This window comes from Sphingopyxis sp. Root1497 (assembly GCF_001427085.1).
In the GTDB taxonomy this organism is placed as follows: Bacteria; Pseudomonadota; Alphaproteobacteria; order Sphingomonadales; family Sphingomonadaceae; genus Sphingopyxis.
Map to the genome: position 1 here is coordinate 373762 of NZ_LMGF01000001.1, position 23702 is coordinate 397463.

Consider the following 23702-nt stretch of genomic DNA (forward strand, 5'->3'; position numbering starts at 1 on the left):
GCCCTTCAAAACGCGTACCGTCGTCACGCCGTTGATCGCGCGGTCGATCGCGATGCTATATTGATAGGTGCGCCCCATCGATATCGCGCGATCCCAGGACGCCGCGAAAGGCGTGCTGCCGGGTCGGTCGCGCAGGCGATAGGCCGAGGCACGGCCCATGCCGACGGCGCGCGCCGCCTTGCCCACCGACCCCATCGCCTCGAGCGCGCGGATGAAGCGCGCCTGCGTTTCGGGTGTCCAGCCATCGACGCGATGGCGCTGTTGCGGCACCGGCGCGAAGGCGAGGCAGCTGTCGGCGAGCAACAGGGCGGGTGTCGGGGAAGGCGAGGGTTCCATCCACCAGTTTGGAACATAGCGAACTAATTTAGGAAAGGATTATTTTCGGTGGCGGCGAAGGGTCGGCTTTGGGGTGGAAAGCGGACCTTGGGCTGCTACAGTATGAGACGTGAGAATCGCGGCGCCGCTTCCTACCATTTCGGCGCTTCTCCTGCTCACCGGATGCGGGCAGGATCTCGGTGATTACGCCGTAGAGTCCGTGCGCATCGCGACTGATGTGCCCCTCTCTGACGAAACATCCCTCAGCTATGGCCGATTTTTAGAAGTCCGACTGGTTTCAGATACAAGCGTCACAGCTCTTTCTGAGGAAATCGACGGCCTGTATGTGAATGCGGATTTCTGCCCGCTTCGCGATGGAAATGGGCTAATCGCCTTCGGGCCATTCAGTGATAATGGCGACGACTTGGGCGTACCATCGGAGGCACCAGCCCTGCGACCCGGCGTTGACGGCCGGTTCCATTACCGAATTTACATCCCTGTCGCTCATCATGCGCGTGCCGCAACGCAACCCGGACAAATTCAGTTACCCACTTACGACCTTCGCGAAACGGCTCAATCCGCCTGCCTGCGGCTTTTTGCCCCTGGGTACGATCTGCTAAAATCACACTCTAAGATTATCACGGTACCAGCAGCTATGATTTCTACAGCATTGAGCAGCGAACCCGCTCCAAGCCGCCGCAGCTGACGTCCACAAACGGTCGAAACCCGTCGTTACAGCTCGCCCCCAAGCGCGCCATATTTCGCCTCGAACCCGGGCTTGTCGCCGCGCGCCAGATAGCCCGCCTGGTCGACGAAATTGTCGCGCGCGATGCGGCCCTGGAAGGCGCCGAGCTGCGGATCGATCACGGCGATGTCGGCTTCGGTCCAGTCGGCGATCTGCTGGAAGCTGCTGACGCCGAGGCCGTTCAGCAGGCCGGCGAGTTTGGGGCCGAGTCCCTTGATCAGCTGGAGATTATCGGCCTTCGCGACAGCCGGAGCCGGAGCCGGAGCCGGAGCCGGAGCCGGAGCCGGTTCAGGGGCCGGAGCGGGGGCCGCTTCGGTGGTCGCCTCGACAGCCGGCGGCGGGGGCGCCGGTTCGGCCGGTGCCGCCGGTGCTTCGGGCACGGGTGCCGGTTCGACGACCGGTTCGGGCGCCGGGGGCGGGGGAGGCGGAGGGGCTGCGACCGGGGGCGCGGGCACCGGCGCCGGTTCCTTCGGCTTGAACCGTGCGGGTTCGGCGGCGACGATCTCGGGCTTCACCGCTTCGAGCGGCTTCTTCGGTTCGGCGGGCGGGGCGAATGTCGGCGCGACATCCTCGGCCTTTTTGCGGCCGAACAGGAACCATAGCAGCACGACCGCGACGACGAGTCCGACGACCGCGACGACATAATTTTCCTGAAGCCACACCATGATAGTCTCCCTGTGTTGGGGTCAGCCTATGCGCGCGCGTCCGCGCCGTCCAGCACCGCCTATTTCGCCTCGCGCGCGACTTCCCGCCAGCCGATGTCGCGGCGGCAGAAGCCGGTCGGGAAATCGAGTCTGTCGACCGCGGCATAGGCGCGCGCCTGCGCCTCGGTGACGGTGCGGCCGGTCGCGGTGACGCCCAGCACGCGCCCGCCCGCCGCGACGATCGTGTCGCCTTCGCGCGCGGTGCCGGCGTGGAAAACGCGTGTGCCGCCGCTTTCGGCGTCGGCGATGCCATGGATGACACCGCCCTTTTCGGGGGTGGCGGGGTAGCCGTTGGCCGCCATCACCACGGTCAGCGCATAGTCGCTCGTGAAAGCGGGCGGGGTCGCCCCGGCCAGCGCGCCGGTCGCGGCGGCGTGGAGCAGCGCGGCGAGGTCGCCGGTGTAGCGCATCATCAGCACCTGGCATTCGGGGTCGCCGAAACGCGCGTTATATTCGATCAGCCTCGGCCCCGTGTCGGTGAGCATCAGCCCGGCGAACAGCACCCCGACATAGGGCGTGCCCTCGGCGGCGAGCGTCGCCACGGTCGGGCGGATGATGCGGTCCATCACCGCCGCTTCGAGGTCGGGGGTGAGGACCGGGGCGGGGCTGTACGCGCCCATGCCGCCGGTGTTCGGGCCGACATCGCCGTCGCCGACGCGCTTGTGGTCCTGCGCGCTGCCGAACGCCATCACGTCGGTGCCGTCGGACAGCGCGAAGAAGCTCGCCTCCTCGCCGGTCATGAACTCCTCGATCACCACCTCGGCACCCGCGCCGCCGAAGGCGCCGTCGAACATGTCGTCGATGGCGGCGGCGGCGTCTTCAGCGGTCTCGGCGATGATCACGCCCTTGCCCGCGGCGAGGCCGTCGGCCTTGATCACGACCGGAATGTCGAACCCTTCGAGCACCGCATGGGCTTCGTCGGCGCTGGTGCAGCGGGCGTAGGCGGCGGTCGGGATCGACGCGCGGGCGCACAGGTCCTTGGTAAAGCCCTTGCTGCCTTCGAGCCGCGCCGCCGCGGCGCCGGGACCGAAGGTCGCGATGCCGAGCGCGCGCAGCCGGTCGGCGAGGCCGGCGACGAGGGGCGCCTCGGGACCCACGACGACGAAGTCGATCGCGTGGGCGGTGCAGAAGGCGGTGAGGCCGTCGAGGTCGTCGACGCCGATCGCGACGCATTCGGCATGGGCCTCGATCCCCGGGCTGCCGGGCGCGGCATAGAGCTTGGCGCACGACGGCGATTGTGCCAGTTGCCAGCTCAGCGCATGTTCGCGGCCCCCCGAGCCGACCAGCAGGATATTCATGGCAGTCCCTTTTCCCGATCCGGCGTCCGAAACCGACCCCGCGGCGCGGCTGTTAGCCGAGGCGGCGCCCGGCGACAATGTGCCGCCGCTATCGGTCAGCCAATTGTCGGCGGCGATCAAGCGCACGGTCGAGGACGGCTTTGCGCGCGTCCGCGTGCGCGGCGAATTGTCGGGGGCGAAGCGTGCGGCGTCGGGGCATTTTTATGCCGCGCTGAAAGACGATAATGCGCTGATCGACATGGTGATGTGGAAGGGGCAGGCGGCGCGCCTCGCCTTCCGGCCCGAGGACGGGATCGAGGTGATCGCGACCGGCAAGCTCACCACCTATCCGGGGCGGTCGAAATATCAGCTGGTGGTCGATACGCTCGAGGTCGCGGGCGAGGGCGCGCTGATGCTGCTCTTCGAGAAATTGAAGGCGCGGCTCGGCGAAGAGGGATTGTTCGATCAGGACAGCAAGCAGCCCCTGCCGCGCCTGCCGCGTGTGATCGGTGTGGTGACCTCGCCGACCGGCGCGGTGATCCGCGACATTCTCCACCGCCTCGCCGATCGGTTCCCGATGCATGTCATCGTCTGGCCGGTACTGGTGCAGGGCGACGGCGCCGCGGCGCAGGTTGCGAACGCCATCCGCGGCTTCGACGCGATCGCGCCCGGCGGGCCGGTGCCGCGCCCCGACCTCGTCATCGTCGCGCGCGGCGGCGGCTCGATCGAGGATCTGTGGGCGTTTAACGAGGAAGTCGTCGTGCGCGCGCTCGCCGACTGCCGGATCCCCACGATCAGCGCCGTGGGGCACGAAACCGACACGACGCTTGCGGACTATGCCGCCGACCGCCGCGCGCCGACGCCGACGGCGGCCGCCGAGATGGCGGTGCCGGTGCGCGCCGAATTGCAGGAACTGCTGCTCCAGCGCGCCGGCCGGATGATCGCGGCGGCGAACCGGCATCAGGCGCTGGCGGGCGAGCGGCTGACCGCGCTGGCGCGGCATTTGCCGCGCCGCGAGGCGCTCTATGCGCCGCAGCGCCAGCGGCTCGACGATTCGGGCGACCGGCTCGACCGCAGCCAGCGCCACCGGCTGGCGGTGATCGCCGAGCGGCTCGCGACGCGGTCGGGCGCGCTCCGGCCGTCGCTGCTGGCGCGGCGCTGGGACCGCGACCGGGCGCGGATCGAAGGGCTGGGGCGATTGCTCGATAGCCTCGACCCGCGCGCGCTGCTGTCGCGCGGCTATGCGATGGTGCGCGATACCGGCGGGGCGATCGTCACGACCGCGGCGAAGGCCGAGCAGGCGGGGCATCTGTGGCTGCAGTTCGCCGACGGCGAAGTGCCGGTGCAGGTGGCGGGCGGCGATGCCGCTCCGCCTCTTCCGGCCGCGGCCAAACCGGCGCGCAAGCCATCGCCGGACGCGCCCAAACGGGGGCAGGGCGAGCTTTTCTGACGTCGCCGGGGCTGGCCGGGCACGCCGAAGCTGCTATGGTCGAGGCAGATATCGTCACCGAATGGACCCCCGACCATGTTGATCGCCAGCCGCAACCGCCTCGCCCGCCTGCAGTTCGGGCCCAACGGCTTTCGGATATTGTCGCCGGGCGATCATGTGCTGTGCGCGGTGACCGGGGTGCCGATCGGGCTCGACGAGCTGCGCTACTGGTCGGTGGCACGGCAGGAGCCTTATGCGAGCGCGGCGATTTCGGTGCAGGCGGCGCTCGAATCCAGGGCATGACGCGCCACCGACGCTGGCGGCGCTATGGTGCCGCGCTGCCGCTGCTGATCGTTGCGGGAAGCTGCGTCCCCCCGGTCAGCGAGTCGGCCGCGCTGCCGCCGCCTCCGCCGCGGGTCGAGGCCGCCGCGCCGCCGCAGCCGGTGGTGATCGGCCCGATCGCGCCGCTCCGCCGCGACTTCACGCTGCGGGGCACCGCCGAGCAGGGCGGCGCCATGGTCGGGCAGGCGCCGAGCGGAATCACGGGACTGACGCTCGACGGCAGGCCGGTTGCGACGACCGACGACGGCGCCTTCCTGATCGCCTTCGACCGCGACGCCGCCGCGACGGCGCGGCTCGTGGCGACCTTCGCCGACGGCCGCACGATCGAACGTGCGTTGAGCATCGCGCCCGGCAACTGGCGGATCGAGAATATCAACGCCCCCTATCGCGGCGGCGCGTCGAGCGACGCCGAGTTCGAACGCCGCCGCCCCGCCGAACTGGCGCAGATCGCCGAGGCGCGCCGCGTCGATCACGCCTCGGACGGCTGGCGCCAGCGCTTCATCTGGCCGGTGACCGGGCGGCGATCGGGCTTCTTCGGGTCGCAGCGCGTCTATCAGGGCAAGCCGGGCAGTTATCACAGCGGCGCCGATATCGCGGTGCCGGCGGGCACGCCCTTCGTCGCGCCCGCCGACGGGGTCGTCGTCCTCGCGGCGGCGTCGCCCTTCACGCTCGAGGGCAATCTGCTGATCGTCGATCACGGCATGGGGCTGAACAGCGCCTTCCTCCACTGCCAGCGGCTCGACGTGAAGGTCGGCGACCGCGTCGTCCAGGGGCAGCGGCTGGGCACGGTGGGGCAGACCGGCCGCGCGACGGGTCCGCATATGCACTGGGGCATGAAATGGCGCGATGCGCGCCTCGATCCGGGCAAGCTCGCGGGGCCGATGGTGAACTGAGGCCCGCACCGGAATTCGTAACCGGCGTAACTTTATGTCGCATAACATGCTGCGACGCATCATAGAATTTCGCGCGCCCTCGCACTTGTTGCAAATACGTCACAATGGCCGGTGAAACCGCCGGAAGCGCCGGAAATTCCCTTTACTCCACATGAATGAAGGATCATCCCGCACGCTATCGGGGCATCTGTGCGCTGGCGTTTTGCCGGCGCAATGGGGGTCCGGGTATCTTATCCATCAGTAGCAAGGGACTGCACTGTGAAGAAAACCCAATATTCCAAGCTGAAACTGGGCGCCGCACCGCTGGTGCTGAGCGTTGCGCTCGTTTCGGTTCCTGCCTTCGCGCAGGACGCAGAAGAAGGTGCGGCGGCCGAAAAGGAAATCGTCGTCACCGGTTCGCTGATCCGCAACCCGAACCTCGAGCAGTCGACGCCGGTCAACGTGACCACGTCGGACACGATCGAGCTGAAGCAGTCGAACACCGCGGAAGAAGTTCTGCGCGAACTGCCGGGCGTCGTCGCCAACATCGGTTCGGCCGTCAACAACGGCAACGGCGGCGCTTCGTACGTCGATCTTCGTGGCCTCGGCTCGACCCGCAACATCGTGCTGCTGAACGGCAACCGCGTCGCGCCGTCGGACGTCAACGGCCGCGTCGACCTTAACAACATCCCGCTGGCCCTGATCGAGCGCGTCGACGCGCTGACCGGCGCCGCGGTGACCACCTATGGTGCCGACGCCATCACCGGCGTCGTCAACTTCATCACCAAGCGCGATTTCGCCGGTCTGGAAGTCACGGCTTCGGAGCAGATCACCGAGCAGGGTGACGGCAACGTCTTCCGCGTCGACGCCACCATCGGTGCGAACTTCGACGATGGTCGCGGCAACGCCGTGCTGAGCATCGGTTACCAGCAGGCCGACCCCGTCTATCAGGGCGCGCGTCCGTTCTCGGTCAACCAGGTCGACAGCTACACCGGCGGCACTGGCGGTTCGGGCACCGCAGTTCCCTCGCGCTTCTCGGGCACGCGTCCGTTGCTTGCGGGCGGCACGCCGAACATCACGCCTGAATCGGTCTTCGTCGGTCGCAACCCCGATGGTACGCCGATCTATGCCGCCAATCCCGGCGGTGCAGCCAATGGCGGCGTCCGTCAGGTGAATGCCGCTGGCCAGGCCGTCGGCACGTTCCAGACCTTCAACTTCAACCCGTTCAACATCTTCCAGACGCCGTTCGAGCGCTTCAATATCTATGGCCAGGCCAATTATGAAGTGTCCGATGCGGTTGAGGTCTACACGCGCGGCATGTTCTCGAAGCAGACCGTTTCGACGATCATCGCGCCGTCGGGTTCGTTCGGCGGTTCGGTTCCGATCAACCTCAACAACCCGTTCCTGCCGGCATCGCTGCGGGCTCAGCTTTGCGCGTTTGACGTCAACAGCCGCCCCGACATCTATACGGCGCGTTTTTCGGTTGACGAATGTGCGGCCGCCGCAACGGCGACCGGTCGTTCGGACCCGAATTATCGTGAAATCGGTCTGAACAGTGTCCTCGTGCCGTTCGACGTCAACAACGACGGCGTTGTTAGCGACGGCGAAGGCTATCAGTCGAATCCGGCGGCAACGCTGAATCGTCGTACGCCGGAAGTCGGTCCGCGTATCAGCGACTATCAGACGACCTTCTTCGACTATCGCATCGGCGCCCGTGGCGGCATCACCGACACGCTCGACTGGAGCATCGAGGGCGCCTATGGCGAATCGGAAAATATCCAGACGATCCAGGGCTACACGCTGCAGTCGCGCTTCCGCGAAGCCGCACTGTCGAACGACGGCGTGACCTGCCAGAGCGGCAACGCGGCCTGCGTTCCCGTCAATCTGTTCGGTCCCGAAGGCTCGATCACGCCTGCGATGGCCGATTATCTCCAGGAAAACAGCACGTCGGTCAATCGCACGTCGCTGGCACAGGTCCGCGCGATCATTTCGGGCGACCTCGGCTTCGCTTCGCCGGGTGCCGTCCAGCCGATCGGTTTCGCGATCGGCGGCGAATATCGCAAGTACAAGGCGCAGCAGCAATCGGACCTTCTCGCCAAGACGGCGGGTGAGCTCGGCGGCGCCGGCGGTGCGGCTCCCGACATCGACGGCGGCTATGACGTTTATGAGGCCTATGCCGAAATCGTCGCGCCGCTGATCGAGGACAAGCCTTTCTTCGAAAGCCTGACCCTCGAAGCCGGTATCCGTTATTCGGATTACAGCATCAACGGCGCCGGCGGGTACAACACCACCACCTGGAAAGCCGGCGGCAGCTGGGAACCGGGTGCGGGCGTCAAGTTCCGTGGTAACTACAGCCGCGCTGTGCGTGCGCCGAACATCGGCGAACTGTTCACGCCGACGAGCGTCGGTTTGACCAACCTCGGCATTGATCCGTGCGCTGGCACGGGTCCGACGTTGCCGGCGAACGCCAACCTGCGCGCTGTCTGTATCGCACAGGGCGCTCCGGCCGGCACGATCGGTTCGATCACCAACCCGACCGCAGCTCAGGCGAACATCACCACCGGTGGTAACCTGAACCTGCAGCCGGAAAAGGCCGATACCTGGACCCTGGGTGTGGTGTGGCAGCCCGACTTCCTGCCGCGTTTCAACATGTCGATCGACTACTACAACATCAAGATCAACGACGTGTTGGGCACGCCGCTGCCGGGTGACATCATCAGCGCCTGCTTCGATAACCTCACCGCGGGCAGCGCCACCGATCCGGCTTGTACGGCAATTCGCCGTAACCCGCTGACCGGTGGTCTCGACGGCGATCCGGCGACCACGCCGGGCCTGTTCGGTACGACCAACAACCTCGGTCGCCTGTACACCGACGGCGTCGACCTGCTGCTGAACTATAACGCCGATCTGGGCTTCGCCAGCCTCGACTGGTCGTTCGTCGGCAACTGGACGCGTCACTCGAAGTTCAAGGCCAATGCCGCTGATCCGGAAAGCTTGAACCGCGAATGCGTTGGCTACTACAGCGTGAACTGCTCGTTCACCGGTTCGATCCAGCCCGAGCTCCAGTTCTCGAACCGCTTCACGCTGGGCTTCGACAAGGTCGACCTTTCGTTGCTGTGGCGCTGGCAGGATAGCGTTTCGTTCGAGCCGGAGCAGTTGAAGGACGATCTGGACTTCGCGCTTAAAAATCCGGGCGACTGTCCGAATCCGGAAACGACCGACACCGGCGGTTGCATGGTCAATCCCGAGTTCCGCAAGATCAAGGCGAAGCATTATTTCGACCTGACCGCGCGGTTCAACGTCAGCGAAAACCTGACCTTCACGGCGACGGTGCAGAACATGCTCAACCAGAAGCCGCCGATCGTCGGCAACTCGCTGGGTTCGACCACGTACAACAGCGGCAACACCTATCCGTCGACCTACGACGCGCTGGGCCGCCGCTACGCGGTGTCGGCGAAGCTGAAGTTCTAGTCTTCTTCAGCCAAGCACAGGAATCGGGGGCGGACAGCGATGTCCGCCCCTTTTTCTTTGCCTGCGGTAATCCGCACGAACCGGTGGCGGAGGTGACGCCGTGGCGTCAGGCGATGGCGAGCCTGCGCGGCAAGGCCAGCGGGATGCCGGCCCGTTCGGCGACGACGGCCGCCCAGCCGGCGACCTGCTCGATCTCTTCGCCATAGGCGGCCTCCGCCGCCGCAAGGTCGCGTTGACGCTCGCCGGGCGCGAAGGCGGCGCCCGACTTGCTGTTGCGGGCAAGCGCGGGATGGGCCGCGATGTGCGCCGGGTCCGCGGCGAGTCCGAAATGGCGCGCGGCGCCGAGCACCGCCGCGGCGGGGTCGGCGGTCAGCGTCTCGCTGTCGAGCGTCGCGATGCGATCGGGCGCCCATGCCGCGAGCGCGGCAAAGGCCTGTTGCTGGGCGAGCCAGCCGACCGCGGCGATTTGCAGGTCGGACTGGCGGAAATAGTCGCGCGGCTCGAACCCGAGTGCGACGAACCCGTCGGCGAGGTAATTTTCGAGCAGTTCGCGGCACCACAGCCGGCACCACATGCCCTTGCGCGCTACCGACAACAGAAAGGCGCGGAGCGGCGCGTGGAGCAGGATCGCGCGCGCCTGCGGGCGAAGCGTCAACGCGCCACGCGCCAGCGGATTGAAGATGTTCGACGGCTTCACCACCACCGCCTCTCCCGGACGGAAAGGGCGGCCGAGCATCGCCATCGCGTCGTCCATCACCCGGCCATGCTCTTGCGGCGCGGCGCCGCGCCGCCGCCAGCCGACCATGTCGTTGAGCAGCACCGGCTCGGAGAGGCCGGTCGCGACCCCCGGCTGGTCGAGCGCCTGGACGAGCATCGTCGAGGCGCAATAGGCCGAATGGAAAAGAAAATGCAGCGGCGCCGGGGCGTTCGCGGTCGGCGCGCGGCAGTCCTTCCGGGCCAGCACGACCGCTGCCGCGTCCTCGCCGAGGCAGGCATCGGTCAGGAAGGGAACGACTGCCCGCGCTTCGCGTCCGACGCGGCGAAAATGAAAGGTGTCGTGGCCGGGATCGTAGCGGTGCGCCAGCCATTCGGCATCGCCGATAATGGCGGTCACGGAAGGCGCGGCGGTCATCAATCGACCTTGCCGATTGCATCCGCCGATGGCAAGCATGGCCATGACCAGCTCTTCTCAGCCTGCATCGGCCGTCGAGGCCAACCGGTTGGGCATCGCGGCGCTTCAGGCGGGCGATCCCGCTGCCGCCGTGACCCATTTTACCGCCGCCGCCGCCGCTGACCCGCAGTCGGGTGCGCTGCAGCGCAACCTCGCGTCGGCCTGGCGCGCGCTCGGCGACGACGGGCGCGAACTGGCGGCGCTCGATGCCGCGCTCGCGGTCGACCGGCGCGACCTGATGGCCTGGGTCCGCAAGGCCGAGCGACATGAGGCGCGGGGCGAACTTGGCGCGGCGCTCGGCGCATGGAGCGCGGCGACCGCGCTCGGCGGCCAGCTCGATCCGATGCCGCCGCCGCTCGCACCGCTGTTGGCGCACGGCCAGGCCTTTGTCGCGGGGGCGACCGACACGATGTTCGATGCCGTCACCGGCGCGCTCGCGCCGATGCGGGGCGACCTGTCCGAGATCGAGGCACGCCGCGGCGATGCTTTCGTCGCGAGCGCGCTTGGGCGCCGTCGTATCTATCAGAACGAATGCGCCGGGCTTTATTATCCGTTCCTGCCCGCCGACGAATTTTTCGATCGCGGCCATTTCCCGTGGCTCGCGGATGTCGAGGCGCAGACCGATGCGATCCGCGCCGAACTCGTGGCGCTGCTCGACGATCCCGGCGATGCGCTGCGTCCCTATGTGCGAATGGACGCGGGAACCCCGACGTCGATCTGGTCGCCGCTCGACAACCGGCTCGATTGGGGGGCGTGCTTCCTGTGGGAATATGGTGAGCCGAATCCGGCGGTACTCGACCGCTGCCCGGCGACCGCCGCGGCGTTCGCCGCGGTACCGGGCGCGCATATTCCGGGCCGATCGCCGAGCGCCTTTTTTTCGTTGCTGAAACCCCACACACGCATCCCCGCGCACACCGGGGTGACCAACACGCGGGCGATCGTCCATCTGCCGCTGATCGTGCCGCCGGGCTGCGGTTTCCGGGTCGGGGGCGAGACGCGGGCGTGGGAGGAGGGCAAGGCCTTCGCCTTCGACGACACGATCGAACATGAGGCGTGGAACGACAGCGACGATCTGCGCGCGGTGCTGATCTTCGACGTCTGGAACCCGCATCTGACCCCGCGCGAGCAGGAGCTTTTGACCCGCTATTTCGCCGCCGCGGACGCGACGGGCTTCGCCATTCCGCGCTGAACCGGCGCCCGCTCGCGGCCATGGTTTCGACTGGAGATTCCGCTTGGCGAAGGGGTGCACGCCGACATATGATATCGCCTGGATGCCGCCGGCCCGCCCGGCGGCAAGGAGGATATTCGATGCGTAAATATGTGACCCTGTTTGCCGCGTTGCTGGTTGCGGCTCCGGTCGCCCAGGCGGCCGAAGACGACCGCGCGCCGCCGACCAAGGCGCCCTCGGCGATGACACCGACCGAGATCAAGGCGTATAACGAGGGGCTGGCGCAGACCCATCCCTATTATATCAAATGCCGCAAGACGCTCGAAATCGGTTCGCTCGTGAAGAAGAACCGGGTGTGCTACACCAACGAGAAGTGGAAGGAAGTGTCGGCGAAGGGCAACCAGGATGCGCGCGACACCGCCGAGGCGATGACGAGCAAGGCGGCGGGCGGTTCGAACTGACGCAACCGATGGGGAGATGATGATGCGTGCGGGTCCCATATTATCCATATCGTTGATGTTGGTGGCCCCGGCCGCGGCATCGGCGAGCGATGACATGCCCCTCGCGCGGACCCCTTCGGAAATGACCGGGGCCGAAATCGATGCGCATAATGAAGGGCTGGCGTTTGCCGATCCCAATTATATCAAATGCCGCAAGATCGAGGAAATCGGCTCGCTGGTGAAGAAGTTGCGGGTGTGCAACACGAATGCACAGTGGCGACGGATCGTCGACAAGGGCAATCAGGATGCCCGCGATACGATGGAGACGCTCGCACGCGGCTGGACAAATCCGCAGGAACCCGCCGACCAGTTGGTCACCATTCCCAGACGCCCGCAATAGGCGCGGCCCGGGGGCCCTGTTGAAGGAAAGACGGTCTCGATGTTGACGATATTAACAGCGCTTGCACTGGCCGTGTCGGCCGCGGCTCCCGATCCCGCTGCCGATCGCGCGCCGCCGACGCGGAAGCCGTCGGAGATGACGCCGACCGAGATCAAGGCATATAACGTCGGACTCGCGCCGGCCCATCCCTATTATATCAAATGCCGCAAGACGCTCGAGATCGGCTCACTGGTGAAGAAGAACCGCGCCTGCCACACCAATGAACAGTGGAAGGCGGTGTGGGCGAAGGAAAATCAGGATGCCCGCCAAACCGCCGAAGCGATGACGCGCGCACCGGTCAACCACAGCAACTAAATTATCGCGGCACGTAATGCACGGTCGATGCGCGCCACTATCCGCGCGTCTGACGACCGTTCGTCGAAGCCCCACGTCGCTTGGCCGGACCATGCTTGTTTTGGCACGTGGCCCCTGCATGTTGGTTTTGCACCGGGGATTCACCGAAATAACAGAAAATTAAGGATAATCCTTCAGTGCACGATGTGGGGTGGGTCGTGCCGGATGACGGAGCGCGCTGCCTGTTGGCGCGCGCCGCCCCCTGCCATGGCTCACCTTTTGTTGATGACAAAAAGGGAGTCCCATCCGTGAAAAATCTCGTCGTTCTGGCAAGCCTGCGCCGCGGTGCCGCGCCATTGGCCCTCGGCCTGGCGCTTTGTGCCACCCCCGCCTTCGCGCAGGAAGCGCCCGCCGATGATGCCGTCGCCGACGCCGCGGCCGACGATGGCGAGGCCATCGTGGTCACCGGGTCGCGTATCGCACGTCCCGAAGCCGATTCGCCCAATCCGGTCACTTCGATCAGCAGCGAGACGATCCAGCAATCGGGGCTTACCAATTTGACCGACCTGCTGGTCCAGAATCCGGCGCTGCTCGGGTCGAGCACGACCGCCGATGCCGGCGGATCGACCGCATCGTTCGGCGGGGTCGGGGTCAATTTGCTCAACCTGCGCAACCTCGGCACCGAACGCACGCTCGTGCTCGTCAACGGCCGCCGCCATATTTCGGGGATCACCGGCACCTCGTCGGTCGACATCAACACCATCCCCAACGCGCTGATCGACCGCATCGACGTGCTCACCGGCGGCGTGTCGGCGGTGTACGGCGCCGATGGCGTGTCGGGCGTCGTCAACTTCGTGCTCAAGCGCGATTTCGAGGGCATCGACGCGCGCTTCCAGACGGGCATTTCGTCGCGGGGCGACGCGAACAACATCTATGGCGCGCTGACCGTCGGCACCAATTTCTCGGAAGACCGTGGCAATGTCGCGCTGTCCTACGAATATAACCGCGATTCGCGGGTGCCCGCCGATGCGCGCAAGACCGGGCGCAACCTCGGCCTGTTCAGCTTCCGCCGCAACCTCGCCGATTTCCCCGACGTCCCAAACATCGTCGACCGCATCCTGTACAACGACATCCGCTATGCCGACAGCGCGCCGGGCGGCGCGGTCGATGTCGATATCGACTTTTCGCCCGACTTCACCGGCGCGGGCAAGATTTACGACCTTGGAACCGCGATCCCCGGTTCGGGCGGCGTGGTGCAGGGCGGCGACAGCACCCCGATCGCGGGCTATCAGGGCGACCTCCAGCCCAAGACCGAAAAGCATAATATCAACCTGCTCGGCAGCTATGAGTTCAGCGACGCGCTGCGCTTCTTCGTCGAGGGCAAGTACGTCAAAACGAAGAACTTCTCCTTCGCGCAGCCGTCGTTCGACTTCTTCACGACGGTGCAGGCCGACAACCCGTTCATTCCCGCTGCGATCCGGAACGCGATCGTGCCCGATGCGCTGTCGCTCGGAATCTTCGGCGAAGCTGGCTTCCTTCCCGATGGCGTTCTTGTCAGTCGCGACAATTTCGACCTCGGGGTGCGCGGCGAATATGCCGAGCGCGACACCTATCGCGGGGTGCTCGGCTTCGACGGCCGGCTCACCGACAATCTCACCTATGAGGTGAGCTATGTCTACGGCCAGACCAAGACGCAGTTCCTGAGCACCAATTACCGCCTGCGCGACCGCTATTTCGCGGCGCTCGATGCGGTCGACCAGGGCGCGTTCACGACCGGAACGCCGAACGGCAATATCGTCTGCCGCTCGTCGCTCGATCCGACCGCGCCGCTGAACGACCCCAATGGGATCATCATCGGCGCCAACACGACGCCGATCACCTTCACCCCCGGCGCGAACAGCGGCTGCGTGCCGCTGAACATCTTCGGCGAGGGTTCGCCGAGCAAGGCGGCGCTCGACTGGATCAACGTCGACCTCGCCAACCGCGTCAAAGTACAGCAGCATGTGGTCAGCGCCTCGGTATCAGGCGACACGGGCGCGGTGTTCGAACTGCCCGGCGGCCCGATCGGCTTTGCATTGGGCGCCGAATATCGGAAGGAAAAGTCGAACTTCGTCCCCGACCCCTTCCTCGTCCAGGATGCGCTCGCCGATCTGGCGGCGCAGTTCCCTGAGTCGGGAAGCTTCGACGTCAAGGAGGCCTTTGCCGAAATCAATATCCCGGTGCTGCGCGGCATGCCGTTCGCCGATATCCTGCAGTTCGGTGCGGCGATCCGCGTGTCGGATTATTCGACGATCGGCAGCACGACGACGTGGAAGGTCGACGGCACCTGGGGGCCGGTGCGCGACATCCGGTTCCGCGGCACCTATTCGGAGGCGGTGCGCGCGCCGAACCTGACCGAGTTGTTCGCACCGCAAAACGGGACCTTTTCGTTCATCGACGACCCGTGCGATCCGACCAACCTCGCCGAAGGCACGTCGTTCCGCGTCGCCAACTGCAACGCAACGCTGACCGCGCTCGGCATCGATCCGGCGACCTTCAATCCTACGAACGATCCGCAGGCGACGGCGTCGCTGCCGGGCCGGACGATCGGCACGCCCTTCCTCAACGAGGAAACGGCGAAGACCTGGACCGCGGGGGTGGTGCTGCGGCCGACCTTCATTCCGGGGCTGGTCGCGACCTTCGACTGGTATGACATCAAGATCGCCAATGCGATCACGACGGCGACCGCGCAGGACCTCACCAACGCCTGCGTCGATCAGCCAACGCTCGACAACCAGTTCTGCGACCTGATCACCCGCGATCCGTCGACCGGGTTCGTTTCGGACTATCTGCTGCGGCCGCTCAACGTGTCGCAGTTCGCGACGTCGGGCGCCGACTTCACGATCAACTATGCCTTCCGGCCGAGCGACAGCCTTGGCCAGTTCAATCTGCGGCTCGCGGGCGGCTATCTCGATAGCCTGACCTTCATCTCGACCCCGGGGGCCGAGGTCGACAACGACCGGACCGAGGCGTTCGCGCCGAAATGGAACGGCACGCTCGACATCACCTGGGTGAAGGACAATTGGTCGCTGAATTATGGCGTCAACTATTTCAGCAAGACGCGGCGCTTCACGACCGAGCAGATCGAGGCGAACCCCGATCTCGTCGATCCGAAATACATCTATTACCGCGAGAAATGGGAACATGACGTCCAGCTCGGCTTCAAGACCGACGACGAGCGTTTCCAATTCTATGCCGGCGTGAACAACATCTTCGGTCGCGATCCCGATGTCGGCGAGCTCAACTATCCCTCGAGCTTCCGCGGGCGTTACGTCTATGCGGGGGTGAAGGTGAACCTTGCGAGCCTGGGACTGTAAGCGGACACTCCTCCCTGCGGCGCAGCCGTGGGGAGGGGGACCGCCGCGAAGCGGTGGTGGAGGGGCCGCAACGTTGCGCCAAAGCCCCTCCGTCAGCGGCTTCGCCGNGCCACAGGGAGGATTGGCCTTTACGCCGCGGTCAGTTTCAGCGCGCCGTCACCTTCGTCGACCCTGATCGTCGAGCCGTCCCTGACTTCGCCCTTCAGGATCAGGTCGGCGAGCGGGTCCTGCAGATATTTCTGCACCGCACGCTTGAGCGGCCTTGCGCCATAGACGGGGTCGTAGCCGACTCGGCCGAGCCAGGCGCGCGCGGCGTCGCTGAGGTCGAGCGTCACCTTGCGATCATTGAGCAGCTTCTGGACGCGCGCGACCTGGATGTCGACGATGCCGCCCATATGCTGCTGCGCGAGACGGTTGAAGAGCACGATCTCGTCGAGCCGGTTCAGGAACTCGGGCCGGAAATGCGCACGCACGACCTCCATCACCGCGGGTTCGGCCTGTTCGATCGGCGCGTCGTCGGGGAGCGCCGCGATCGCCTGGCTGCCTAGGTTCGAGGTCAGGATGATGAGCGTATTGGTGAAATCGACCGTGCGGCCCTGCCCGTCGGTGAGGCGCCCGTCATCGAGCACCTGGAGCAGGATGTTGAACACGTCGGGATGCGCCTTTTCGACCTCGTCGAACAGCACGACTTGATAGGGCCGGCGGCGCACGGCTTCGGTGAGCGTGCCGCCTTCCTCATAACCGACATAGCCCGGGGGCGCGCCGACGAGCCGCGCGACGCTGTGCTTTTCCATGAATTCGGACATGTCGATGCGGACCATCGCATTGTCGTCGTCGAACAGGAACCGCGCGAGGGCCTTGGTGAGCTCGGTCTTGCCGACGCCCGTCGGCCCGAGGAAGAGGAAGCTACCGAGCGGACGGTTCGGATCCTGAAGCCCCGCACGCGCGCGGCGGACCGCGGTCGAGACGGCGCGCACCGCATCGTCCTGGCCGATCACGCGCTTTTCGAGTGTCGATTCCATCGCGAGCAATTTCTCGCGCTCGCCTTCCATCATCCGGTCGACGGGGATGCCGGTCCATTTGCTGACCACCGCGGCGATATCGTCGGCGGTGACTTCCTCGCGCAGCATCGCGTTGCCCGCCGCGGCCTGCGCCGCTTCGAGCTGCTTCTCGAGGCCTGGGATGGTGCCGTAGCTGAGCTCGCCCGCCTTCGCGAGGTCGCCCGCGCGCTGCGCCTGGTCGAGCGCCGAACGCGCGGCGTCGAGTTCTTCCTTGATCTTGGCCTCGGCGTGGATCTTGTCCTTTTCGGCGTGCCACTTCTGGGTGATCTCGGCCGACTGCTGCTCGAGATTGGCGAGTTCGGACTGCAAAGTCGCGAGCCGCTCCTTCGACGCGGCGTCGCTTTCCTTGCCGAGCGCCGATTCCTCGATCTTCATCTGGATGATGCGGCGATCGAGGTTTTCGATCTCCTCGGGCTTCGATTCGACCTCCATGCGGATACGGCTCGCCGCCTCGTCCATCAGGTCGATCGCCTTGTCGGGCAGGAAGCGGTCGGAGATATAGCGGTTCGACAGCGTCGCGGCGGCAACGATCGCGCCGTCGGTGATCCGCACGCCATGGTGCAGCTCGTACTTCTCTTTGATGCCGCGCAGGATCGAGATCGAATCCTCGACCGTCGGCTCGCCGACGAAGACCGGCTGGAAGCGCCGCTGGAGCGCGGGGTCCTTTTCGACATGCTTGCGATATTCGTCGAGTGTCGTCGCGCCGATGCAGTGGAGTTCGCCGCGCGCGAGCGCGGGCTTCAGGAGGTTCGAGGCGTCCATCGCACCCTCGCCCTTGCCCGCGCCGACCAGCGTGTGCATCTCGTCGATGAACAGGATGATCTCGCCCTCGGCGGCCTTGACGTCGTCGAGCACGCCCTTGAGGCGCTCCTCGAACTCGCCGCGATATTTGGCGCCCGCGATCAGCGCGCCCATGTCGAGCGACAGCAGGCGGCGGTCCTTCAAACTGTCGGGCACGTCGCCGTTGACGATGCGCAACGCGAGGCCTTCGGCGATCGCGGTCTTGCCGACGCCGGCTTCGCCGATCAGCACCGGGTTGTTCTTGGTTCGGCGCGCGAGAATCTGGATCGTGCGGCGGATCTCCTCGTCGCGGCCGATCACCGGATCGAGCTTGCCCTCGCGCGCGACTTCGGTGAGGTCGCGGGCGAATTTCTTGAGCGCTTCGTAGCGGTCTTCGCTGCTGGCGGTGTCGGCGGTGCGTCCGCCGCGCAGGTCGTTGATCGCGGTGTTGAGTGCGTCGGCCTTCACGCCGGCATCGGCGAAGGCCTTGGCGACGGGGGTGCCCGATGCCAGCACCATCGCGAGCAGCAGCCGCTCGACGGTGACGAAGCCGTCGCCGGCCTTGGTTGCGACCTGCTCGGCCTGGTCGAGCAGGCGCACGGCATCATTGTCGAGGCCCGGAGTCGCCTGCGCGCCCGACCCCGACACCGCAGGCACCTTGGCGAGCAGTGCGTCGATGCCCTGCACCGCCCGCGCGGCATCGCCGCCGCTCTTGGCGATCAGCCCGGCGGCCATGCCCTGATTGTCTTCGAGCAATGCCTTGGCGACATGCTCGGGCGAAATCCGCTGATGGTTCATGCGGATCGCGATCGTCTGCGCCGCCTGCAAAAAGCCCTTGGCGCGGTCGGTGAATTTTTCGAGGTTCATTCAGAAAGCCCCTTTCTCTGACTCAGAGATAGTGTTGCTTTTGGGCAACACAAGAGGCTTCCCCAACCCTTCAATATCCGCCGCGCGCCAACTGGTCGAGCAGGCGCACCCCGAAGCCCGACATGCCCTTGGGGACAAGCGGCGAGGCGCTGTCGGCCTGGTTCACCCCGGCGATGTCGAGATGCGCCCAGGGCGTCGTCTCGGCGACGAAATAGCCGATGAAATGCGCACCGATGCTCGCGCCCGGGCCGCCGCCCGGCGCGATGTTGCGGACGTCGGCGATGTCCGATTCGATCTTCTTCGCGTAACTTTTGTGGAGCGGCATGCGCCAGAGTTCCTCGCCGCTCGTCGTGCCCGCCGCGAGCAGCTGCGCAGCGAGTGTCTCGTCGCGCGCGAACAGCCCGGCATATTGGTTGTCGAGCGCGCCTACGATCGATCCGGTCAGCGTTGCGATATTGACGATCGCGCGCGGCTTGTACTTGTCGGCGACATATTCATTGGCGTCGGCGAGCACGAGCCGCCCTTCGGCATCGGCGTTGAGCATCTCGATCGTCTTGCCCGACATGGTGCGCACGACGTCGCCGGGGCGCTGGGCGTTGCCGTCGGGCATATTCTCGGCGAGCGCCGCGACCGCGACGACATGCACCGGCGCCTTCGACCTGGCGAGCGAGAGGACGGCGCCGACGGTCGAGGCGGCGCCCGACATGTCGCCCTTCATGTCCCACATGCCGCTGCCGGGTTTGAGCGAGATGCCGCCGGAGTCGAAGGTGATGCCCTTGCCGACGAAGGCGAGCGGCGCGGCGTCGGAGTCAGCGCCGCGATAGCGCACCGCGAGCAGGCGCGATCCGCGCGGACTGCCCTGGCCGACCCCGACGAGCGTGCCCATGCCGAGCCGTCGCATTGCCGCCTCGTCGAGTACCTCGATCGTCACGCCGGGGACGCCGGCAAAGGCCTGGCGCACCTCGGCGACGAAGCTTTCGGGATAGACGACATTGGCGGGTTCGTTGGCGAGGTCGCGCGACAGGCGCACGCCGTCGGCGAGTGGGCGCCAGCGCGCGGCGAAGGCCGATCCGGCGGCGGCACTGTCGCCGCCGACGATCGTTACCGCGTCGGTTGCGGGCGCCTTGCGATCGACGGTCTTGTAGCGGTCGAAGCGGTACTGGCCGAGCGCAAAGCCATAGCCCGCCTCGGCGCCCTGCGTGCCGGTAAAGGCGCCGGTCAGCGTCACCGGCTGCGCGTCGGACTTGAGTTCCTGCGCCGCCTTGCCGCTCGCCTCGGCGAGCGCGAGCATCGCGGGCGCCGCGCCGGTGCCGACGAGCAGGATGCGGCTGTGCGCGCCGATCCCACGCAGCGACAGCGTGGCGTTGGCCTTGCCGTCGAATTTGGCGTTGACGATCGCCGCCTCGATCGCGGCGCGCTCGCCCGCGCCGACGCCGACCGCGTCGAGCGCTGGCAGCGTTGCATCGGCCATCAGCACCACCAGCACGCCCTTCGCCGGGGCGCTCGCGGCGAAGCCAATCGGGCGCTCGGCGCTGTTGGCGATGGTGCCGGGGACGACGCCCGAGCCCGTCACGTCCTGCGCCAAGGCGGTGGGCGCCGTCAAAGGCGCGAGCGAGAGGCAGGCGGCGAGCAGCAGGCTTTTGGTACGCATCAAACGGAAACTCCCTGTTATTCCATCGATCTTGGTCCGGGTGAAGCGCTAACAGCCCAATGCTCGTCGGCAAAGCGCGGCTCGACGAACGACATTTCGGTGCCTGTCAGCGTGGCGGGGGCGGGTCGCCGGCGACCAAAGCGCTGAGAGCAAACAGGATCAGCATCCAGCCCCAATAAGGAATGAAGCCGAAGATATTCTGGAGGAAGGTGGGCTGAATCTTTTTCTCGGCTTTGCGGGCTGTTTTGGCTTCGCCGATCAGGCGATCCCAATAAGCGACATGGCCGCCATCCAGCTCGGACTCGACCGTCGGATGGTAGTAGCGGATGCTTTCCAGCATCTCCGCGATCTGATTGCCGAGCGTCCGCTTTTGCTCGTCCGTTACCGAAGGTCGGATTGACGCTTGCAGATATGAGTAAGCAGCGTGCCAGTCATGATCGGTTCGTCGAAGGCGCTGGCTGCAGGCGATATCCTCGCGACGCTGAATAATCGACGGCAGGCCCGGCAGTTCCCGGACACCAGCGACCCGTTCATGCCAGTGATAATGATCCGAGACGATTGCGATGATGGCGTCGGACCGTGGAATGGCATCGAGCAGCGCGGCGGNGCGCGTCGCTTCACACAGGTGGACATCGCGCTCGGTGTTTGGCGGTTGCCACAACAGTTGCTGCACCTCTTGGGTTAGCCGTTCGAATGATACCGATCCATCCGCCTCGGAACGGTCGACTGGCTGCAAGGCGGGGCTCCTTTGCAGCGACTCGCTCGTCGCCGGCGCGGACGAATATTCCATTCGTACCGCGTTGCCTGCCGGCAAACGCGCCGCCAAGAGCATCGCTCGGTCGAAATGCCGGCGCAGCGAGATGAACGCCGCTGAATCGCTTTCGACGTCGATCGCCTTCAACTTGCGGGCATAGGCGGATCGAACCGCGCGTATGTCCGACGTGGGGTCGATGTCGAGATCGCGCCAGGGCGAATGTCGATTCTCCCCCGTCCCATCGTGCCGCTTCATTCTTCGCCTCCGCCCGCCAACTTCTCGACGCTAGCGGCGCGGCTAATGATTGCCAATGTGCGCGAACTGGGGCAGCACCGCGCCGGGTTTCGATCTTGTCGTCGATCCGCGAACCAGAGGGACCAGCATGCTGCGCAAATTGGGAATCGGGCTGTTGCTCCTGCTGCTGCTTGCCGGGGTGTCGCTCGCGGTGTGGGAGCCGCTGACCACCGAAGCGCCCGCCGCGCCGAGCTTCAAGCCGACCGACGTCAAGATCGCGCGCGACAGGTTCGGCGTGCCGCACATCTTCGGCAAGACCGACGCCGATGTCGCCTATGGCGTCGCCTATGCGCATGCCGAGGATGATTTTTCGACGCTGCAGGAAGTGCTCGCGATGACGCGCGGGCGCGCCGGGGCGATGCTGGGGCAGGATGGCGCCAAGATCGACTATGCCGCGGCGCTGCTCGATATCCGCACGACCACCGCGCGCGACTGGCCGCGGCTGCCGAAGGATGTGCAGGCGCTGTTCGCCGCTTATGCGGCCGGGCTCAATCGCTACGCCGACAAGCATCCGGACGAAGTGCGGCTGTCGAAGCTCTTCCCGGTGACCGGCGAGGATGTCGTCGCGGGTTTCGTGCTGCGCTCGCCCTTTTTCTTCGGGCTCGATTCGACGCTCGGCTCGCTCGTCGAAGGCAAGGAGATGGGGCGCGAGGGCGGCCCCGAACTCGACGCGACGGGCAAGATCGTACCGCGCAAGGACACGCCGCTCGGCAGCGACCCCGCCGCCAACGGGTCGAACGCGATGGCGGTCGCGCCGTCGCGCGCGGCCGACGGTGCGACACGGCTCGTCTCCAACTCGCACCAGCCGTGGACCGGCGGGGTCGCTTGGTACGAACTGGTCGTGCATAGCGAGGAAGGCTGGGATTTCGCGGGCGCGAACTTCCCCGGCTCGCCTTACCCCTTCCTCGGCCACAACAAATATCTCGGCTGGACCAACACGGTGAACCGGCCCGACCTGATCGACATCTATCAGCTCGTGCTCGACGAGAGCGGCGAGAATTATCGCTTCGACGGCCAGTGGCGCCCGCTCGAGGCGAAGCGGGTGTGGCTCAAGGTCAAGTTTGGTCCCTTCGTGCTGCCGGTGCCGCGCATGGTCTATCGCTCGGTGCATGGCCCGGTGATCAGGAACGCCAAGGGCGCCTTTGCGATCCGCTACGCCGGGATCGACCAGGCGAATATGGTCACCCAATATTATCGGCTGAACAAGGCGAAGAATTTCGCCGAATGGCGCGCCGCCATGGCGGGACAGGGCGTGCCCGCGACCAATTTCATCTATGCCGACGCCGCAGGCAATATCGGGATGTTCTACAACGCGATGTTCCCCGACCGGCCGGCGGGCTATAATTGGCGCGGCATATTGCCGGGCGATCGCTCGGCGGACCTGTGGACCAAGACGCTGCCATTCGACCGCGTCCCGACGCTGGTCAATCCGGCGTCGGGTTATGTGATGAACGCCAACAACACGCCGTGGGTCGCGGCGGGGCCGGGCGACGAACTCGACGCGGCGGCTTTCTCGCCGCTGCTCGGGATCGAGGACGATATGAGCAACCGTGCGTCGCGGTTGATCGACCTGTTCGAGGCGTCGGGACAGATCGACGAGGCGCGGTTGAAGGCGATCAAATATGACACCGCTTATGCGAAGACCGGCTATGCCAAGGCGTGGATCGATCGCATCCTCGCGCTGAACCTGAAGGGCGATGCCGAACTCGCGCAGGCGCAGGCCTTGCTGCGCGCATGGGACTGGAACCTCGATGGCAAGGGGCAGGGCGATGCGCTGGCGCTGATGGTGCTGCGTCCCGCGAACCGGGTGCATTACCAGCGGCTCGCCGAACGCCCCGACCCGCGCGAGACACTGAAGGAAGCCGCCGACCATCTGCAGAAGCATTTCGGCACCCTCGATCCGAAGCTCGGCACCGTGCTGCGGCTGCGCCATGGTGAGGGCGATCACCGTGTCGACCTGCCGCTCGACGGCGGCAACGACACGATCCGCGCCTCGACGCTGTGGGATGTCGAGCCCGACGGCCGGCTCAAGGTCCGTCACGGCGACAGCTTCATCATGTTCGTGACCTGGGGCAAGGACGGCAAGCTCAAGTCCGAATCGATCCAGCCGTTCGGATCGGCGACGACGCGCCCGGACAGCCCGCATTATAACGATCAGGCGCCGCTGTTCGTGCGGCACCAGTTGAAGCCGGTGCTGTTCGACCCCGCGGCGCTGTGGGCGACGAAGCCGCGCGTCTATCGGCCTTGAACCGGCACGCGCGCTGTCCTAAAC

Annotated in this window: 16 protein-coding genes; 11 read left to right on the forward strand and 5 right to left on the reverse strand. The window is 66.2% G+C overall.

Annotated features, from left to right (window positions below):
- The first annotated feature begins 445 nt into the window (after nt 1-445).
- A complete protein-coding gene (locus ASD67_RS22860; RefSeq protein ID WP_156377529.1) occupies nt 446-1021 on the forward strand; it encodes a hypothetical protein in 576 nt (191 codons plus the stop codon).
- 26 nt (nt 1022-1047) lie between these two features.
- On the opposite strand, the gene ASD67_RS01715 is transcribed toward ASD67_RS22860, so the two are convergent.
- Entirely contained in the window at nt 1048-1725 is a 678-nt protein-coding gene (locus ASD67_RS01715) for a hypothetical protein (RefSeq protein ID WP_056342314.1), read from the reverse strand.
- Nucleotides 1726-1784: 59 nt separating this feature from the next.
- Entirely contained in the window at nt 1785-3062 is a 1278-nt protein-coding gene (gene purD / locus ASD67_RS01720) for a phosphoribosylamine--glycine ligase (protein ID WP_056342315.1), read from the reverse strand.
- Between purD and xseA the strand changes: the two genes are divergently transcribed.
- From xseA to ASD67_RS01740, 4 genes are all read left to right on the forward strand, one after another.
- Nucleotides 3061-4491 carry an exodeoxyribonuclease VII large subunit gene (gene xseA / locus ASD67_RS01725; RefSeq protein ID WP_056342320.1) on the forward strand — a complete coding sequence of 477 codons (1431 nt, stop codon included), beginning with the start codon at nt 3061-3063 and terminating at the stop codon, nt 4489-4491. The genes purD and xseA overlap by 2 nt on opposite strands.
- Before the next feature lie 75 nt (nt 4492-4566).
- The gene (locus tag ASD67_RS01730; protein ID WP_056342324.1) at nt 4567-4773 is read left to right on the forward strand and encodes a DUF2093 domain-containing protein; all 207 of its coding nucleotides are present in this window, start codon (nt 4567-4569) and stop codon (nt 4771-4773) included.
- A complete protein-coding gene (locus tag ASD67_RS01735) occupies nt 4770-5705 on the forward strand; it encodes a M23 family metallopeptidase (protein ID WP_056342327.1) in 936 nt (311 codons plus the stop codon). The genes ASD67_RS01730 and ASD67_RS01735 overlap by 4 nt, the downstream gene beginning before the upstream one ends.
- Before the next feature lie 258 nt (nt 5706-5963).
- A complete protein-coding gene (locus ASD67_RS01740) occupies nt 5964-9155 on the forward strand; it encodes a TonB-dependent receptor domain-containing protein (RefSeq protein WP_235535529.1) in 3192 nt (1063 codons plus the stop codon).
- Between the two features lie 106 nt (nt 9156-9261).
- Here the strand turns inward: ASD67_RS01740 and ASD67_RS01745 are convergent, their stop codons facing one another.
- Nucleotides 9262-10287: a hypothetical protein gene (locus ASD67_RS01745; protein WP_056342330.1), complete on the reverse strand. Its 1026-nt coding sequence runs from the start codon at nt 10285-10287 to the stop codon at nt 9262-9264.
- A gap of 43 nt (nt 10288-10330) precedes the next feature.
- Between ASD67_RS01745 and ASD67_RS01750 the strand changes: the two genes are divergently transcribed.
- From ASD67_RS01750 to ASD67_RS01770, 5 genes are all read left to right on the forward strand, one after another.
- The gene (locus ASD67_RS01750) at nt 10331-11515 is read left to right on the forward strand and encodes an aspartyl/asparaginyl beta-hydroxylase domain-containing protein (protein ID WP_235535530.1); all 1185 of its coding nucleotides are present in this window, start codon (nt 10331-10333) and stop codon (nt 11513-11515) included.
- Between the two features lie 119 nt (nt 11516-11634).
- Entirely contained in the window at nt 11635-11955 is a 321-nt protein-coding gene (locus ASD67_RS01755; protein WP_056342333.1) for a hypothetical protein, read from the forward strand.
- Between the two features lie 121 nt (nt 11956-12076).
- Nucleotides 12077-12334: a hypothetical protein gene (locus ASD67_RS01760; RefSeq protein ID WP_200937965.1), complete on the forward strand. Its 258-nt coding sequence runs from the start codon at nt 12077-12079 to the stop codon at nt 12332-12334.
- A gap of 39 nt (nt 12335-12373) precedes the next feature.
- Complete coding sequence (locus ASD67_RS01765) at nt 12374-12688, forward strand: hypothetical protein (RefSeq protein WP_056342337.1); 315 nt, start codon at nt 12374-12376, stop codon at nt 12686-12688.
- A gap of 287 nt (nt 12689-12975) precedes the next feature.
- Nucleotides 12976-16023: a TonB-dependent receptor domain-containing protein gene (locus ASD67_RS01770; RefSeq protein WP_056342339.1), complete on the forward strand. Its 3048-nt coding sequence runs from the start codon at nt 12976-12978 to the stop codon at nt 16021-16023.
- A gap of 128 nt (nt 16024-16151) precedes the next feature.
- Here ASD67_RS01770 and clpB read toward each other — a convergent pair whose 3' ends face one another.
- Complete coding sequence (clpB, locus tag ASD67_RS01775) at nt 16152-18731, reverse strand: ATP-dependent chaperone ClpB (RefSeq protein WP_056342342.1); 2580 nt, start codon at nt 18729-18731, stop codon at nt 16152-16154.
- A 70-nt stretch (nt 18732-18801) separates the two neighbouring features.
- On the reverse strand, nt 18802-20382 hold the full coding sequence (locus ASD67_RS01780) for a leucyl aminopeptidase (RefSeq protein WP_056342345.1): 1581 nt from the start codon (nt 20380-20382) through the stop codon (nt 18802-18804).
- A gap of 1136 nt (nt 20383-21518) precedes the next feature.
- Here ASD67_RS01780 and ASD67_RS01790 point away from each other — a divergent pair.
- On the forward strand, nt 21519-23678 hold the full coding sequence (locus ASD67_RS01790) for an acylase (protein ID WP_200937966.1): 2160 nt from the start codon (nt 21519-21521) through the stop codon (nt 23676-23678).
- Nucleotides 23679-23702 lie beyond the last annotated feature (24 nt).

What these genes read in the sequence shown, in the direction of transcription:
- xseA (WP_056342320.1), top strand. Translation starts at nt 3,061, where the DNA reads ATGGCAGTCCCTTTTCCCGATCCGGCGTCCGAAACCGACCCCGCGGCG.
- clpB (WP_056342342.1), bottom strand. Translation starts at nt 18,731, where the DNA reads ATGAACCTCGAAAAATTCACCGACCGCGCCAAGGGCTTTTTGCAGGCG.
- ASD67_RS01790 (WP_200937966.1), top strand. Translation starts at nt 21,519, where the DNA reads ATGCTGCGCAAATTGGGAATCGGGCTGTTGCTCCTGCTGCTGCTTGCC.
- ASD67_RS01765 (WP_056342337.1), top strand. Translation starts at nt 12,374, where the DNA reads ATGTTGACGATATTAACAGCGCTTGCACTGGCCGTGTCGGCCGCGGCT.
- ASD67_RS01780 (WP_056342345.1), bottom strand. Translation starts at nt 20,382, where the DNA reads ATGCGTACCAAAAGCCTGCTGCTCGCCGCCTGCCTCTCGCTCGCGCCT.
- ASD67_RS01755 (WP_056342333.1), top strand. Translation starts at nt 11,635, where the DNA reads ATGCGTAAATATGTGACCCTGTTTGCCGCGTTGCTGGTTGCGGCTCCG.
- ASD67_RS01760 (WP_200937965.1), top strand. Translation starts at nt 12,077, where the DNA reads ATGACCGGGGCCGAAATCGATGCGCATAATGAAGGGCTGGCGTTTGCC.
- ASD67_RS01750 (WP_235535530.1), top strand. Translation starts at nt 10,331, where the DNA reads ATGACCAGCTCTTCTCAGCCTGCATCGGCCGTCGAGGCCAACCGGTTG.
- ASD67_RS01715 (WP_056342314.1), bottom strand. Translation starts at nt 1,725, where the DNA reads ATGGTGTGGCTTCAGGAAAATTATGTCGTCGCGGTCGTCGGACTCGTC.
- ASD67_RS01735 (WP_056342327.1), top strand. Translation starts at nt 4,770, where the DNA reads ATGACGCGCCACCGACGCTGGCGGCGCTATGGTGCCGCGCTGCCGCTG.
- ASD67_RS01745 (WP_056342330.1), bottom strand. Translation starts at nt 10,287, where the DNA reads ATGACCGCCGCGCCTTCCGTGACCGCCATTATCGGCGATGCCGAATGG.
- purD (WP_056342315.1), bottom strand. Translation starts at nt 3,062, where the DNA reads ATGAATATCCTGCTGGTCGGCTCGGGGGGCCGCGAACATGCGCTGAGC.
- ASD67_RS01730 (WP_056342324.1), top strand. Translation starts at nt 4,567, where the DNA reads ATGTTGATCGCCAGCCGCAACCGCCTCGCCCGCCTGCAGTTCGGGCCC.